This is a genomic window from Nostoc sp. UIC 10890 (assembly GCF_054786515.1).
The window spans coordinates 4,312,306-4,328,966 of sequence record NZ_JBSGKF010000001.1 but is presented as its reverse complement, the minus strand read 5'-3'; the positions used below and the strand labels follow the sequence as shown (position 1 = coordinate 4,328,966).

16 protein-coding genes are annotated in these 16,661 nt (G+C 39.5%); 14 read left to right on the top strand and 2 right to left on the bottom strand.

Going from position 1 to position 16,661, the window contains the following annotated elements; all coding sequences use genetic code 11:
• Positions 1–424: 424 nt before the first annotated feature.
• Positions 425–1,807, bottom strand: a complete 1,383-nt coding sequence (locus ACWATR_RS17710; protein WP_460335004.1) for a cytochrome P450 — start codon at positions 1,805–1,807, stop codon at positions 425–427.
• Positions 1,808–2,150: 343 nt separating this feature from the next.
• Here ACWATR_RS17710 and ACWATR_RS17705 point away from each other — a divergent pair, with 343 nt between their 5' ends.
• The 14 genes from ACWATR_RS17705 to ACWATR_RS17640 all read left to right on the top strand — a co-directional run bounded on the left by ACWATR_RS17705 (position 2,151) and on the right by ACWATR_RS17640 (position 15,378).
• Positions 2,151–4,364, top strand: coding sequence for a phosphoketolase family protein (locus tag ACWATR_RS17705; protein WP_460335001.1), 2,214 nt, complete (start codon positions 2,151–2,153; stop codon positions 4,362–4,364).
• Positions 4,365–4,542: 178 nt separating this feature from the next.
• Positions 4,543–5,253 (top strand): hypothetical protein, encoded by a 711-nt coding sequence (locus tag ACWATR_RS17700; protein ID WP_460334998.1) that lies wholly within the window; start codon positions 4,543–4,545, stop codon positions 5,251–5,253.
• A gap of 3 nt (positions 5,254–5,256) precedes the next feature.
• Positions 5,257–5,433 carry a hypothetical protein gene (locus tag ACWATR_RS17695; RefSeq protein WP_460334995.1) on the top strand — a complete coding sequence of 59 codons (177 nt, stop codon included), beginning with the start codon at positions 5,257–5,259 and terminating at the stop codon, positions 5,431–5,433.
• Positions 5,434–5,438: 5 nt separating this feature from the next.
• Positions 5,439–5,888, top strand: coding sequence for a hypothetical protein (locus tag ACWATR_RS17690; protein WP_460334992.1), 450 nt, complete (start codon positions 5,439–5,441; stop codon positions 5,886–5,888).
• Positions 5,885–6,109 carry an ABC-three component system middle component 6 gene (locus ACWATR_RS17685; RefSeq protein WP_174711759.1) on the top strand — a complete coding sequence of 75 codons (225 nt, stop codon included), beginning with the start codon at positions 5,885–5,887 and terminating at the stop codon, positions 6,107–6,109. Before ACWATR_RS17690 ends, ACWATR_RS17685 begins: the two co-directional genes overlap by 4 nt.
• Positions 6,109–7,860 carry an ABC-three component system protein gene (locus ACWATR_RS17680; RefSeq protein ID WP_460334988.1) on the top strand — a complete coding sequence of 584 codons (1,752 nt, stop codon included), beginning with the start codon at positions 6,109–6,111 and terminating at the stop codon, positions 7,858–7,860. Before ACWATR_RS17685 ends, ACWATR_RS17680 begins: the two co-directional genes overlap by 1 nt.
• 197 nt (positions 7,861–8,057) lie before the next feature.
• Positions 8,058–8,279 (top strand): hypothetical protein, encoded by a 222-nt coding sequence (locus tag ACWATR_RS17675; RefSeq protein WP_460334985.1) that lies wholly within the window; start codon positions 8,058–8,060, stop codon positions 8,277–8,279.
• Between the two features lie 26 nt (positions 8,280–8,305).
• Positions 8,306–8,899: a Uma2 family endonuclease gene (locus tag ACWATR_RS17670; protein WP_460340482.1), complete on the top strand. Its 594-nt coding sequence runs from the start codon at positions 8,306–8,308 to the stop codon at positions 8,897–8,899.
• Between the two features lie 27 nt (positions 8,900–8,926).
• A complete protein-coding gene (locus ACWATR_RS17665; protein ID WP_460334982.1) occupies positions 8,927–9,178 on the top strand; it encodes a hypothetical protein in 252 nt (83 codons plus the stop codon).
• Between the two features lie 220 nt (positions 9,179–9,398).
• Positions 9,399–9,986 (top strand): LemA family protein, encoded by a 588-nt coding sequence (locus ACWATR_RS17660; protein ID WP_190890700.1) that lies wholly within the window; start codon positions 9,399–9,401, stop codon positions 9,984–9,986.
• Positions 9,987–9,992: 6 nt separating this feature from the next.
• Positions 9,993–11,924, top strand: coding sequence for a M48 family metallopeptidase (locus ACWATR_RS17655; protein ID WP_460334978.1), 1,932 nt, complete (start codon positions 9,993–9,995; stop codon positions 11,922–11,924).
• 334 nt (positions 11,925–12,258) lie between these two features.
• On the top strand, positions 12,259–12,978 hold the full coding sequence (locus ACWATR_RS17650; protein ID WP_460334975.1) for a hypothetical protein: 720 nt from the start codon (positions 12,259–12,261) through the stop codon (positions 12,976–12,978).
• A gap of 341 nt (positions 12,979–13,319) precedes the next feature.
• Positions 13,320–14,087 (top strand): DUF1350 family protein, encoded by a 768-nt coding sequence (locus ACWATR_RS17645; RefSeq protein WP_460334972.1) that lies wholly within the window; start codon positions 13,320–13,322, stop codon positions 14,085–14,087.
• A 154-nt stretch (positions 14,088–14,241) separates the two neighbouring features.
• Positions 14,242–15,378, top strand: a complete 1,137-nt coding sequence (locus tag ACWATR_RS17640; RefSeq protein ID WP_460334969.1) for a PP2C family protein-serine/threonine phosphatase — start codon at positions 14,242–14,244, stop codon at positions 15,376–15,378.
• Here the strand turns inward: ACWATR_RS17640 and ACWATR_RS17635 are convergent, their stop codons facing one another.
• Positions 15,379–15,705: an STAS domain-containing protein gene (locus tag ACWATR_RS17635; protein ID WP_069073387.1), complete on the bottom strand. Its 327-nt coding sequence runs from the start codon at positions 15,703–15,705 to the stop codon at positions 15,379–15,381. It lies immediately after the preceding gene.
• Positions 15,706–16,661: the final 956 nt, after the last annotated feature.

Here is a 16,661-nt window from a genome sequence, read left to right as displayed (position 1 = left end):
AATCATCTCTAGCCCTCCTTAAAAAGTAGGGAATTAGAGCAAGCTTGAAAAAGTGTTTATGGTAATCTTCTAGAGTAGAATACCACTAGTTAAATTGTCTTAATAAATAAACACTATTAGCTTTTACAATGATAATAATAATATTTTTGCTGAATATTTGGACGCATTTATGGAAAAAAATCTTAAAAATATTTAGGGTGCACACCCACTTAAATTACGTCTTTTGGTGATGTAAAAATGCCCTATATTAGTATATACATTCAGTCTTAAAACCCATTCTTTTTACAGTTGCAATATATTAAAATGCCCTATAGTCCTGATTAAAAGAGGACTATAGGGGATTATGTAAAAACATTGAAAATCTATCTAAATGTATAGATGGAAGTTTAAAATTTGCTGAACGCAACCATTAAACCCCCCAGCATCAAGCAGTGGTTGTCTGTAGAATGGGAGACTTCACCTGACGTTGACTCGTGACAACCATCTCAATAGGACGATCTGGCCCTGTCACCAAACCACGGCGTTTAGGTCGCACTTCACCATTATCAATTAGCTCTAATTCCAGGCTAGAAAGGATTTGAGCAAGTGCTAGCTTCATTTCCAACTGGGCAAATGCTAGACCAATACAACGTCTTGCACCACCCCCAAATGGCAAATATTCATAGGCAGAAAATTGCCGTTCTAAAAAACGTTCTGGCTTAAACTGCTTAGGTTCTGGATAAATATCTTCCCGTTGATGGGTCAAATAAATAGAACCAAGTAGGACTGTACCCGGTTCTAGTTGGTAACCGCCCAGCGATATCGGTGTTCTTACTTTTCTGGGAAAAGTTACTATACCTACTGGGTAAATCCGCAATGTCTCGGAACAAACAGCATTGAGATAGGGTAATTTGAAAACGGTGCTGGGGTCTGGGTTATCGCCCAAGCCATCTAATTCTTGCAGTAACTTTTGGCGCACTGACGGTACTTTGTGAATCCAATAGAATGCCCATGCTAAGGCTGTTGCTGTGGTTTCATGACCGGCGACTAACAGAGTCATCAATTCATCGCGCAACTCTTCATCAGTCATGGGTTGGCCTGCTTCATCTCTAGCAGCCATGAGTAAGCTAAGAATATCTGTGCGTGATGAATCTGGTTGTTCTCGACGTTCCCGAATTTCCTCGTAGATGAGTTCGTCAGCTTCTTGCTGAAGGCGTATCTGTTTTCCCCAGAAGTTAATCGGGCCAAAATCCCTTTGCAAAGCTGGAAAATAAAGCAAAGCCACACTTAACCGGGAACTAGCTTTTTCTAAAAGATCGCCCAAAAAGTTCTGTAGTTTTTCGGCGCGAGGCCCTTCATATAGCCCAAATACAGCTTGCATAATCACCCGCAAGGTAATAGCTTGGGTTGCAGACCGAATATTAAAGGGTTTACCTATCTGGTATTGGCTAATGACTTGCTTGGTGACATCGGTAATCACCTGACTATAATTCCGCATTCTTTCGCCGTGAAAGGGAGGCATTAACAACTGGCGTTGACGCTGGTGTTCTGCGCCGCTAATGCTAATCACAGAACGCTTGCCCAGCAAAGGTTCAAACACCTTATTCAGATCGCCAGGGGCTTCTAATTCCTTGGTATCAGTTGTCAAAATCTGCTGTTGCGCTTGGGGGTTGCTGACAATCACCATAGGAGGAAGATTTTTATCTAATCTGAGAGTAAAAATCTCGCCATAGCTTTTGGCACAATCCTCCATAAATGACATCGGATTAACAATCCAGCGCGCCATCTGTAAAAAAGCTGGAATTTGTGGCCCATTTGGTAATTTCATAATTTTTTTTGCTACTTAATATTTTTTTGCTACTTAAACTAACCGAAACTCTGGTTGCCTAATCATTTAAAGTACTTATTCTAACGTTGCAAAAAAGCAATAAACTGTTACAACCTCGAAGATGTAAAATTTTTGTTAAATTCAACGAGCATCTACAGTTTCATCTGAATTTTCATGTCATCTGGAAAAGCCTACGAAAAACCTAACCCCCTAACCCCCTTCCCGACGCGGGAAGGGGGAAAGTTCAAAGTCTCTCTCCTTTTAGGAGAGAGATTTAGAGAGAGGTTCCCCAGATACCGTGAAAAGTCAGACAGTTTCACCTAATCGTTACAAGGTACTCAGCATGACTGCAATCTCCGCAAAGGCATCTTCAGCGCTTCCCAATTTTTCTGAAGGGATTCAATATTTTGGTGAAGCGTTACCAGATTTTGAAACTTATGGTGCAAAACCTGCTATTGAGTCGGGAAAAATAGCGATCGCATCTACCACAGACAAAGCAGCTGTATATCAAACTTTACTAGCTGCCGATGCCTTACGCTACCTGACTTTACAAGTTACTGGTAGTAAAGCCTCTGGGCATCCCGGCGGATTCGCCAGCCAAGCAGAAGCTTATGCATCTCTTGTCATGCTGGGATACAAGAACATTATTACTGAAGTTGGACACCACGCCCCTGGATTTTATAGTGCCATGTTCTTGGATCGTTCGCTAGAGGACATGGGAATTTTTACAGTCCAACAATTGCGCGATCGCTTCCGAGAAAAGCACGGACTATTAGGACACCTTTCTGGTTACATCCCCGGTATTCTCGCACCTGCGGGGCCTTTGGGACAAGGGCAACACTTTGCAATGGCGGCTGCACTGTTACACAAAGATAAGTTGTTCCCCTTTACAGTTGGGGATGGTGGATTGGGTGAGCCTTATATTGTAAGTGCGATCGCTCACTTCCATACTGCTTATCCTGCTGCCACCAACTTCTTGCCGATACTGGTGTGGAACGGTTACAGCCAAGAACATCACAGCATGGTTTCCCTCAAAACCAACGAACAGATGCAAGCATATTGGCAGGGTAACGGTTTTGATGAAGTGGTATTAGTAGATGCCAAAGATTTCGACGATCAAAACCAGCCAGGGGATTACGTTGATAGTACCGTCTTTTCTTTTGAGAAGCGCCTAGAATTTACGCAAGCAGTACTTTCGGGTGTAGATAAAGCAGCGCGTTTTGCACTCGGTGGTAAACTTACCGTTTTTATTATTAAACAACTCAAAGGTGCAGGAGTCCACGCGCGGGGTGCTAAATCTCACAACTTATATCCTAAAGATACGCTGGATGCGCCGCATATTATTAGTGCATTGCAAACCCGTGCTTTGTCTGCGGATGCTTGGCAATTAGTCAGAACAAATGCCGAACGCGCCGGTGGTGGCCCAGCCGCAAAAACTGTGGTGACAGAATTTGAATTCCCATTGCCAGAATTAGGCGAATTACCTTTAGAAGAATATGCAGTTGGTGGTGAAGCCAAAGTTTCCACAACCGCGATGGGACGATTGGTAGGAATAGTTGGAAAAAGAGATCAGAATTTCCTCGTCACCAACGCCGACGGTAACGAAGCATCTGGAATTGCCAACATCAACCAAGCATTAAAGATTATCCACCCTACAACCGACGATTTATATAACCAAGCACCAAACGGACAAGTTTATGAACCATTGAGTGAAGATGCTTGTGCCGGTTTAGCTGCGGGTTTGGCGTTAATGGGTGCGAGAACATTGTGGTGTTCTTACGAATCTTTTGCCATCAACGGATTACCAATTTGGCAAACTGTAACCCAATCAATGGCAGAATTGCGCCGTCAAACTCCCTCAACTATTACTTTATTCACAGCAGGTGCATTAGAGCAAGGGCGTAACGGTTGGACTCACCAACGTCCAGAAATTGAAGCTTACTTTGCTTCGTTGATGCGAAATGGAAATGTTTTCCCATTATTTCCGCCTGATGCTAATAGTATTCAAGCTTGTTATGACTGGGCGTTGAAAACTAAGAATAAGGGAGTTGTGATTACAGCCAGTAAATCGCCGTTACCAATTCGCACAACTTTAGAACAAACTCGTCAAGGGTTGCGCGATGGTGCAGTGTTATTACATGAAATCGCTGGTGATAAACAAGTTGTATTTGCTGTAATTGGTGATATGACATTGATGCCAGTATTTGAGGCTGCGGCTTTTTTAGAAACTGAAGGTATTGGTGCGAAGATAGTTTCTGTCATCAATCCTCGGCAATTGTATCGTCCTCATGATACTGCGTGGGATACCTGTTCTGAACCCTATAGCGATTTCTTGGATGATGCCAAATTTGCTGAATTATTTGATGGCGATGCGCTAATTGCTGTGACAGGTGGTGCTGCGGCGATGCTAGAACCAATTTTGTTGCGGAGTACAGCCAAGCGCGACACCTTCGCTTGGAAGCGTGGGGAGACTACAGCCAGTGCTGGCGAGTTGATGGCATTTAATGGATTGACTGCTGAAGCGTTGACGAAACGTGCGATCGCGTTAGTGCATTAATATTCTATGTAGTTTAGATGTAATATTCCTATCTAGTCTAAAACTGGGTAGGAATTTTTACGTTTAAAAAAACTGGGATTATTACTTAAGTTAACTATTACAATTAACTGTTTGTGAGTCTAAAATGCTACAGTGCTTTTTATGCCTAACTTCATCAAGTAACAACTCTTAGACAGTGATGCCTTCAAACTTCGACTTGAGACTCCAACATTTAGAAGACAACATTAAACAAGACCAGGATTTACTCAAAGACTATGAAGATTCCTTGCGGTATGAAGATGATCCACGTCGCAAGGCTAAGTACACACGAGAAATTGATAAATTGCGCGAATCTGCTAATCGTTATCAGAAGGAATATGATGAATTGCGAATGCAGATAACTGGTGAATCAAATGTACAAATGCAGAATGTAGCTATCGAGTTGCAACAAATGAACACCAGATTAGATAGATTATATGCTGGGCAGAAGGTTATATTTGAAAACATTAATCACTTGCGTAAAGGACTATTAGCTCGTTATAACGCTGGTGAACAGAACATAATTGTAGCCATAACCGAACAATTAAATCAAGCTCAAATGGTTATGATTTCTACTGTTTTAGATGCAATAGAAACCGACCAGGTAACAGAGCAAGAAATGCAGCTTATTTTACAAGGAATACAGCAAAATATAACTAAACTGCAACAAAATGGGACTGCTTTGCCTCCTAGTCAAGCAGCCTTAGCGGAAGTTATCAATGCCCCTGAATTAGATTTCAAACATAGATTGAAGGTTGGTATACCTCTTATTCCTTTTATTTTGGACTATGAAGGTGAATTAGAACTAGGAACAGGAATAAACCTTAAAGGTGCTTGGCAAGCCTTGGTGCTGCGATTCAGAGGAGAATAGAAAGTGAATATGCACCAGCAAAGAAAAAATGACATAGAAAAACACATAAATGAGGAATTAATACTACAAAAGGAATTAGAAGACGATTTACGCCTTGCTCAAGAGCCACAGCAGAAAACCAAATTTAAAAAGCAAATTAAGGAAGAAAAGCAAGAATTTCTGAATATAAAACTGAGCTAGATTCCTTGTCTGACCATCCACAAAAACAAGAATCTCTCGTTAGTGCAATGACAACTCTGACATTCAGGGAATTAGATATGGTAACGCAGGGAATTCTTTGTATGCCTATATCGGCTGAAGTTAACTATACTGTTCTTCCTCCAGTACCAAAAATGTTGAAAAATGAACTAACTGGGGTTGCTCAATCCAGACTTATGACAGGGGTAATTCAAGCTAGGATGGTTGGTAACTTTGTTGAGAATATGGTTAACATAATCCCTGACTTTCCAGAGAGACTAAAAGCAGGGTTTGTAAAGGAATATCAAAGACTCCAGGCAACCGGATTAAAAGGAAATGCTTTATTGGATGCTTTGCATGAGTTTTCTTGCAATAGTAGTTCAGACTATGATCTACAAGCAGCTGGTTTAGCTGTGCTGTACTATCTCTTTGAGAAGTGCGAGGTGTTCGAGCGATGATTCTTCCTACAAAACATATCTCTACTAGTCACTCTCTATTGGGGGTAGGTGCTACAATACTAGAACAATTGTACCAACCAAGAACAGTTTCATCACTTTGGAGTGCTGTTGCTACCATGCCAGAAGTTGCCACATTTGAACGTTTTGTTTTAACTCTTGATCTCCTATACGCTATAGGAGCAATTGAGATGAATGCAGGATTACTTCATAGGTGTCACTGATGATTCATGCTGTTCGTTGTAATCGTGCATCATTCAAAACGGTAGAGTTTAGACCTGGCTTTAACGTAGTTTTAGCAGATCGCACAGAAGACTCTGGCAGAAGAGATTCTCGTAATGGATTGGGTAAATCTACTCTCATTGAAATAATTCACTTTTGTCTTGGAGGCACTATTCCAACTGCCAAAGGGCTTGGTTCTAGAACTCTTCGTGGTTGGGCTTTTAGTTTAGAGCTTACACTTGCAAATCAAATTATCACTGTTACAAGAAATACTGACGATAGGTCTCAGGTAGTAATTGATGGAAATACTGCTAACTGGCCTATTCAGCCAAGAGAACAAGAAGATCAAAAAGTTCTCAGTTTGGAAGACTGGAAGACTGTTTTGGGAAATCTAACATTTGGATTAAGCATTGATAATGAAGCTAAGAAATATAAACCTACTTTTAGAGGACTAATTTCTTATTTTATCCGTCGTGGAAGAGACGCATTTTCTACACCATTCGAGCATCATCCAAAGCAACCTGGATGGGATAAGCAAGTTAATAATGCTTTTTTGTTAGGTCTTGCTTGGGAAGAGGCAAGAGATTTACAACTTTTAAAGGATAAACAGAAATTAATCGCAGATATTAAAAAACTTAAAAAAGATACAGAACCTGGAGTTGCAATTGCAATTTTTGGTTCTCTAGGTGAGCTTGAAGCTTTAAAGGTTCAAGTAGAAGCACAATTACGTGAAAGAAAAGAAACTCTTAACAATTTTAGGGTAGCGTCTCAATACCATGAATTAGAGGCAACTGCTAACCGTTTAACCTCAGAAATTCACGAAGCAACAAATAAAAAAATTATTGAAAATAAATTACTGGAGTTTTATCAATCTAGTCTTGACTCGGAGGATGAACCCAGACCAGATCAGGTTGTTCGTATATATGAGGATGCAGGTGTTGAGTTACCAGGTTTAGTAATTAGAAGACTAGAAGAAGTAGAACTATTTCATCGCAGACTAATAGAGAATCGCCGTGAGTTTTTAGCAAGTGAAATTCAACGTATTAGAAGGCAAATATCTTCTAGAGAAAGTTTTATTAGAGAGAAAACTAATGAGCGTGCCGAACTTTTGGAAGTGCTAAAGACGCATGGAGCTTTAGAAGAATACACAATGCTACAAGAAATTTATCTTGATGAAGTAGCTAATCTCAATGAAATTAATAAACGTATCGAAGAATTAAAACAATTTGAGGAGCAAAAAAGTACCTTAAAAATTGAAAAAGAACAGTTACTACAACGCGCACGTCGTGACTATGGAGAACGGAATGAGCAAGCAGAACGTGCTATTAATTTATTCAGCATTAACTCTCGATTTCTTTACGACGTTCCAGGAACACTTGTTATTGATGTAGGAAGCAATGGCTTTAGTTTCCGAGTAGAAATTAGACGTGATGGTAGTGAAGGGATCGATAAGATGAAGATATTCTGTTATGACTTAATGTTGGCACAACTTTGGTCAGAGCGTGACCCTTCACCGCGTATATTAATTCATGACAGCACAATTTTTGATGGTGTAGATGAGAGACAGGTATCCCTTGCTCTACAATTAGCTGATAGAGAGTCAAGAAGGCTTGGCTTTCAGTATATCTGTACATTGAATTCAGATATGGTTCCACGTTCAGAGTTCCCACTTGATTTTAATTTTGATTCTTTTGTGAGACTAAGACTTACAGATGAGAATGAGGAGGGAGGACTACTAGGCATTAGTTTTTAGGTAACAATGAAGATTTAAATATTAAGAATGTACTTAAGGTTTTACACAAGGATGGAACCATGACTGACGCTCAAAAGATGGTTCGCCTAAACTTAGATTTGTCACCTGAACTAAATTAGATACTAGACGAACTAGCAAATAAAATAGGCACAAATAAAAGTGATGTTTTGCGTCAGGCTATAACCTTGATACAAATCATGGTTATAGCTAAAGAGGAAACCAAAAAATTAGGAGTTCCAGAAGCAAATCAATTGATAGTTAATGAAATAATTGTCTCATCTGAACAGCAGTCAAAACCGCATCCACTAGAAACATTTATGAAAAGGCTTGATCCTTGGGAAGATGAACGTACTGCTGAAGAAATAGTCAAAGATATTTATGATAGCCGTACTATTTCTAACAATGACATTAGTTTATGACTTATTTACTTGATACCAATATCTATATGACCCCACAAACCCTAGACAAAATCAATACCCTCGAAGAACAGCGTTTTCTCTTACCTGGCCATTACACTTGGGAAGAATTTGAGAAACTTGAAGCCTTAACAGCAGATGCGCCAGGTTTGCGGATAACTTATCTTGATGGGTGTGTGGAATTTATGACTCTTGGTGAACAACACGAAGCTATTAAAAGTGTGATTGCTATATTTTTAGCGCTTTACTTCTTTGAAAAAGGTATAAATTTTATCCCTGTAGGTAGCGCTACTCGTCGCGCTAAAGAAAAGGGAACTTCTTTTGAACCTGATGAATCTTATTATATAGGGGAAAAGAAAGAAAATCCTGATTTAGCAATTGAAGTAAATATTAATAGTGGCAGTATAAATAAGTTAGAAAAATATAAGCGTTTTAACATTACTGAAGTCTGGTTTTGGGAAAATAATCAGATATCTGTATATCACCTCACTAATGATAACTATGAGCAAATTTTTCAAAGCCAATTACTGCCAGACTTAGATATAAATTTGTTAGTGCGTTGTATTTTAATGCCTTCAATAATTGAAGCAAGGACAGAGTTTATTAAAGGGATTCGGCAGTAATATTTTAATTATTGGCGTTTAAACAACATGACAGATAGAACAGATTTATCAAAAATAATTGCTAGCAAAAGCGACAATCAAATAATTCTGCCACCTGAAAATTTGCAATTGCAAGAAGACGTAGAACTTGAGCTAAAGCTGAGAGAACTTAAGTTTAGGCAAGAACTAAGAAAAGATTGGATTTTATTTATTGTCAGGGATGTAGTAATTTTTCCTGTGGCTATCCTTTTTATTTTTGCTGCCAGTGGTTATTCCCTATTTCTTCATATTCATGGGTAAATTATCTGATGACATATAGCAATTTTATCTGATTGGTGAAAATCGCAAGACTTAGATCCCCGACTTCTTAAAGAAGTCGGGGATCTTGTGCATTATCAGTAAATCTGCGTAACTAATTTTACAGACGACGAAGCCAACTTGCTACAAGTAGACTCATCTTTATATCCACAGAAATTTTGCTGGATATAAAGTAACTACCTAATGTAAATCATCTAAAAATATGGGGCTTTTAATATTTTCTGTTGCTTTAGTTGCCATTGTTGCTGTAATTATCATTAATAGCTACAACGATTTAGTCAAGTATCGCAACCGTTACAAAAATGCTTACTCTCAAATCGATGTTCAATTACAACGCCGCTATGATTTAATTCCCAACTTGGTGGAAACTGCCAAAGGGTACATGAAACATGAACGAGAAACTCTAGAAGCAGTTATTGCGGCTCGGAATTCTGCAATTAATGCTAGCAGTAGTGCCGCCCAAAATCCTGGCGATCCGCAAGCGATGCAACAGTTGGGCAATGCTGAAGGAGCGCTGACGGGTGCGTTAAGTCGGTTGATGGTACTTTCAGAATCTTATCCAGAATTGAAAGCCGATCGCAGCATGACTCAGGTTATGGAAGAATTATCTTCCACTGAAAACCGGATTGCTTTTGCCCGTCAGGCTTTTAATGACGCGGTGACACTTTATAACACCAAGAGCGAATCTTTCCCCAGCAATCTTGTGGCAAATACTTTTAACTTTACTGTCGCAGAATTGCTTGCCGAAGCTACTCCAGAAATAAGAAATGCTCCACGCGTGTCTTTTTAGGTGTCTATGAATTTCTTTGAACATCAGGATCGGGCACGCCAAAATACGCAACAATTAATCGGGTTATTTTCCCTGTCGATCGCAGCCATGATTATGGCGATTTATATTGCCACTTTATTTATGTTCGGCATGGCTCCCCGTGTTTGGTGGCATCCAGGGATATTTCTCTACGTGGCTGGGATTACAATAGTTGCGATCGCAGTGGGAAGCCTCTATAAAATTGCCTGTCTCCGTCAAGGAGGAAGCGTAATTGCCCAGGAGTTGGGGGGAAGACTCTTACTCCCAGATACAGCCGATGAACAAGGGCGACAACTATTAAATATTGTCGAGGAAATGGCGATCGCTTCTGGTATTTCCGTCCCACAAGTTTATCTCCTTGAGAGAGAAACCGGGATTAATGCCTTTGCTGCCGGATTTACGCCCAATGATGCTGTAATTGGAGTTACCCGTGGAACTTTGCAACACCTGAGCCGGGATGAACTACAAGGAGTCATCGGCCACGAATTCAGTCATATTCTCAATGGAGATATGCGGCTAAATTTGCGTTTGGTGGGACTACTCCACGGGATTTTGTTCATTTACATAACCGGGGAATTGCTGTGGCGCCTTCGTGATACCTTCCGTTTAGGAAAGGAAGATAAGGGTTTACCTATCTGGGCTTTTGGTTTAGCACTAATGGCAATTGGCGGTATCGGCTTACTCTGCGGACGCTTGATTAAAGCCGCAGTCTCTCGCCAACGTGAATTTCTCGCCGATGCTTCGGCTGTACAGTTCACTCGCAACCCTAACGGACTTACCGGAGTCTTCCAAAAACTCCAACAGATGGATTCACGCTTAATTTCGCCGGGTGCAGAAGCCGCCAGCCACATGTTTTTTGGCAATGCTCTCAACCCCTCTTTCTGGGAAGATATGTTTTCTACCCACCCACCCCTCGCAGAACGTATCCGCCGGGTTGGGGGTTTGAACGTCAGCAATTTGGCAGCAATGCCATCTCGCAATCAGATGCGTTCCCCTTCCCAAGAATCCCTAACAATGGGCTTTGCTGGTGGTTCCAGCACCACGCCAGCAAAGGTTGTAAACCAAGTTGGAAGCGTTACACCAGAGCATTTTGCCCATGCTCAAGGGCTGTTATCGCAGTTACCAGAATCCCTGCACTTGGGTGTGCGGGAGCAGGAAAGTGCAATGGCGATCGCTTTTGCGCTAGCGTTAGATACAGAAAATATCGAGATCAAAGAACGTCAAGTTGCTTGGTTACGCGAGGTGCAGCCTACTGAGTTGGTAGAAAAAACCCTGGAATTGAGCAGTGAAATTAGCCAGTTAGATCCCAGCATTCGCTTGCCACTTGTGGATTTGGTAGTACCCGTATTGCGTCAAAATTCTGCCAAAGAATGCCAAAGGCTGTGCAAATGCGTCCACGGTTTAGCTGTAGCCACCGGAAGTTTATCACTGTGGCATTTTGTGTTGCAGTTAATACTGTGGCATCGGCTTCAACCTAGTATAAATCCCACATCTACTACAACGGTAGAATTCACCTCCATCGAACAGATTTGGCCAGATAGCCTATTAGTACTGTCCGTAATTGCCCGCGTTGGAAACTCTCAACCAGATGCATCCACCGAAGACATCGCCTATGCTTTTCGCTCAGGGGTTTTTCGACTTCCCAAAGCTGGAGAGCAAGAAAAACCAGAAATACCACTAACCTGCAATTTCACTGAACTCAAGAAAAGTATTGAGCGTCTGCGCCTTGCCAGTCCTAAACTCAAGCAAGCTATTGTTGATGCCTGCGCCCACACGGTACTATTGGATAACAAAGTTACACAGTCAGAAGCAGATTTACTCAGAGCGATCGCGATGACGTTAGACTGTCCCATCCCTCCATTTTTAAACCTTCAGCGTGGCATTTCAAAACAGAAACAATCTTCTCCAAAACGAACTTAATGTAATTAGTGAGACACAATTATTTATAACTAAACAAATAAAGTCCGTTTTTGCGGACTTTTGCATTAATTTTTCTTATAGTTGTAAATGTTTGTTTACTAGGACAATAACCTGTTGCATTTACATTACATTTACAGGCAATTGATTTATTTTCCTTCTAGTTACTCTTATAGTATAAATAGTCATCTTGACAAAAGAGTATAATATTGTACAAAAAAAATACATTGACTAGAAGTATTAACTTGCCTGATAAAGTTTGGACAAAATGCCAGCATTCCAGAAATTTGATTGCTATATTAGATTAAATAACTATTCTGGCAAGGGTTAAAAAGCTGTGCGGGATGATTTACAGGGCTTGGAAATTAGTCAGGATGATCTGCAAAAGCTGACTAATTTACCTGTTAATGAGGATCTTTTAATCATTACAAATCCTCTGAAGATATTAACAAAAATATATATACAAAAAATCAAAAGTTCTGAAGGAGCAACTGTTGTTTTTATTGGGTTTTCTACATTTGTTTTTGTCTATATTTTATTTGATATAATCATTAAATTATTTGTAAGATGGGTAACAATTCCATCTTGGATATTGTTAATTATCTTAAGTTTTTGGGTTGGTGGTCTTACGCAAACTATCTTGTATTTAATATGGAAAACTAGAAATAAAATTGTCAAAAATAATATGACAAAGTCTCTACAAATCCTGTTAAATGAGGTTAATAGATATAATACTGTGATTAGAGTAATAGATATCAACGACCAAATAGAAGAAGCTGGTAATCCAGAAGTTCTTATAAAAGAAAGAGAGGGCGTTATCGAAGCACTTAAACTCACCAAAAGCGATTTAGTTCGCGCTTTGAAAACAGAAAGGATTTTGAGGGAGAATAAAAGCTTTATTCTTAGTAATACAGAACTATTCGTCAACAATTTAGCAACTTTAACAGCCATGCAAGTAACGGAACAGGCTACTGAGCATGGAAGGTTACTCAACGAAGCATTACAGATTGCATTAGATGTACAACACGAAATGAAAAGATTACAAACTCAGCGTTAAGATAATTCGTAATAACGCTCTCTACGAACGCGAACAGCGTGTCGTTCGCGGTAGCGTTGCGTAGCAAAGACAAACGCTAAAAGCGTAGCAAGCTTTAAGAGTAAGAGTACGCGGACTCGCTACCGCTGCGCTAACGTAATTCGTAGTCGCTACTGCTATGCTAACGTAATTAAGTTTTGTAATGGGGATTTAGAAAGAGTTGGCAAAAGTATAGATGCTCTAGATAAGTCCATAGACGCTGTTGGATAGAGACATCCTCAATAGCTTTTTCCATACTCCTTCCCACGGTTGCGATCCCCGGTCTAACATAAAGAATATTCCTAAAGCGATCGCTCATTAGCATGGACTGGAAAGAAGTCAGAGGCAACTGGGTAATCATTCCCCGAAATCCCATAGGTATCGTTCATTTTTTGGGAGGTGCATTTGTCGCCACTGCACCACACATCACTTATCGCTGGTTACTCGAACAACTGGCAAGTAAAGGTTATGTTGTAATTGCTACGCCTTTCGTCAATACATTGGATCATACTGCGATCGCAAAATCCGTGCTGCTAAATTTTGACCGCACCCTCGAACGTTTACAAGACTCTGGGGCATTACGCAAGCTTTACTTCCCCATCTACGGCATTGGACATAGTATGGGCTGTAAACTTCACTTGCTGATTGGTAGCCTCTTTAAAGTAGAACGTGCAGGCAATATTTTAATATCCTTCAACAACTACGCCGCTAAAGAAGCTATTCCCTTAGTAGAACAGTTCAATTCTACTTTGAAAATCGAGTTTACCCCCTCACCCTTGGAAACTAACAAGCTTGTCCAAGATCGTTACAATATCCGGCGCAATTTATTAATAAAATTTAGTAATGACACCATTGATCAATCAGCAGCTTTAACCAAAATCTTACAAGAACGTTTTGATGATATGGTGACAGCACAAACGTTACCAGGAACTCATACAACACCTCTAGGTCAAGACATTAAATGGCAAACTGGAACATATTTCACCCCCTTTGATGCATTAGGGCAATGGTTTAAGCAAGAAGCATACCGTGACTTAAACCAGCTAAAAAGCACCATCCTCTTGTGGTTAAATCCTTTGGCAGCGCCATAGTTTTTTATGACTCTTAAACAGTCATTTATTCGGCGCGAAAAGAAAAAATAGTTAGTAGTATAATCCAGATGTACTACTAACTAACTAGCCCATATAGTATTTTTATTTTCTATTTTTACAGCAAATTATTAATGAGTGTTTCTTATAACTTTCTATGTTTCAAATACTAATAATTGATGACGATTATTCAATAAAAATACTCCTGAAAAGGATGTTGGAAAAACAGGGTTATGAGGTAGTTACAGCCAGTAGCGGCGAGGAAGGAATAGAAAAGGCACTGGCTTACCGTCCTGCACTAATTATTTGTGATTGGATCATGCCGGGTTTGACCGGGCTGGAAGTTTGCCACCACATTAAGACAGACCCCAAATTTTTTACCACATTCTTTATTTTATTAACATCCTTAGATTCCGTTGCCGATTGCGTCAAAGGTTTAGATGCTGGTGCCGATGATTTTATCTCCAAACCTATTGAGCATAATGAATTACAAGCACGGGTAAGAGCAGGATTACGCCTGCATCAGTTAAGTAGAGATTTGCAGGCTCAAAAGTTGCTTTTAGAATCAGAAATGTCAGAAGCAGCAGAATATGTGCGATCGCTGCTGCCTCTTTCGATGACTGAACCCTTCTATATAAATTTCCGATTTATTCCCTCGCGACAACTCGGCGGTGACTGTTTCGATTACTATTGGCTCGATGATGACTATCTGGCAATTTACTTACTCGATACCGCCGGACATGGACTCAAAGCGACTCTTCCCTCTGTCTCAGTGCTGAATCTGTTGCGTTCCCGTGCGCTCAAAGGTCTGAATTATTATCAACCTAGTGATGTATTGAAGGCTTTGAATGATACCTTCCAGATGAATTATCAAAATGACAAATATTTTACTATTTGGTACGGAGTTTACAATCGAATCAATCGCCAGTTAATTTATGCTAGTGCAGGTCATCCACCAGCAGTTTTAGTAACTGGCACATCTCCAAGGAAGTCTGAAGTTAAACTCTTAAAAACCCCCGGTATGCCAGTCGGCATGTTTCCAGAGGCAAAATATGTTGATGGTTTTTGCAATATTGAAAAATTCAGCACCCTTTACATTTTTAGTGATGGCGCTTATGAAATCACTAAATCCGATGGTACACTTTGGAGTTTAGATGCTTTTATCCAGCTACTAGTTAGCTTACAAAATCCTATTGATAGCCAACTTGATCACGTACTGAGTTATTTAATCGCCCTCAACTCCAAAGATGCTTTCGATGATGATTTATCGATTTTACAAATGAAGTTTGATTAGTTATGTCTTGGAAAGTAAAACCTGATTAAATGCATCTTGACTGGGAAATATTTCAAATACTTTATCCATGTTAGTCAGTTCAAATAATATTCTGACCTGCTCATTAATTGAGCATAGAACAAGCTTTGTATCCGCTGCTCTCAAGGTTTTGAAAGCTAAGACTAAAGCTCCCAAACCTGAACTATCCATAAACGTTACATCTTTAAAATCAACTAACACAATTTTCGCGCCATTTTCTATAACATCAGTGATATTTTGTCGAAATTCTTGCGAAGTTGTGGCGTTTAAATTACCACTGAGCTTAATAACTTTTACTTGTTCTCTCATGATTATGTCACGTTGATTTGTGTAAATGATGCTCTGATGTCGCTATTATATACCCATCATAGAACATTTAAAAATGCCTGCAAAATAAAATCTAAGATTACATATTGAGTAATCATTGATAATTACTTCGGATATATAAAGATTAATTATAAACATTTTTATTTGATTTTTTGTAATGACAAAAAAATTATTAGCTCAATAGAAGTATAGTTTTTCTATTAGGAACAGACCAATTATAAATAAACAAGATAAGTAAGTCGGTATAGTAAAACTCATGTATGCTTATTTTTGTCAAAAAGATGGGATGACCGATTTTTAAGTTGTTTGCTGATTTGATGTTTCTTCATATAGGTTGATTTTTTCATGCCCACTTGCTTGCATCTCATTGACATAGGTACATACTGATCTACAAGCTGAAGTTACTGCTTTTCAGATTATTTCTCAAATATTTTTGCAAAACTGAGGTTCTCCAATAAACCTCATAATGATAGTCATGATTAAACAATTCAAAATTCAATGGGTTGCAGCGATCGCATTGCTTAGGTGGTAGGTATCGATTATTCTCCAATTTAGCGACGGGTCTGCATCACCCACCAAATTTTCCCCTGCTCTAACCCCCAATTCAGTACTACAAGCAAAAATACTATGAAAATTACTCAACTATCGGGGTTTCATATCAGAATCATTAGTGGATATAATCCTTTGTTGAATACTGAATACTTATGATAGTAACTAGCATCTACGTTTATTTATGTCCAATTACTTACATAATTGAAATAATTTACCTCTAAACTGCCGCTCTAGAGCCAAAAGTTTCGGTTTCAACAGCGCCAAGCAAGCTCGAAACTAAACCAATGCCCTAAAAGAAGTTCTCTGAGGCGATCGCCTCTGCTATTTTAGTATTCCCAATATCTGTCATTTCTCAACAGACAATACAAAAAGTAAAGAGTTATGAA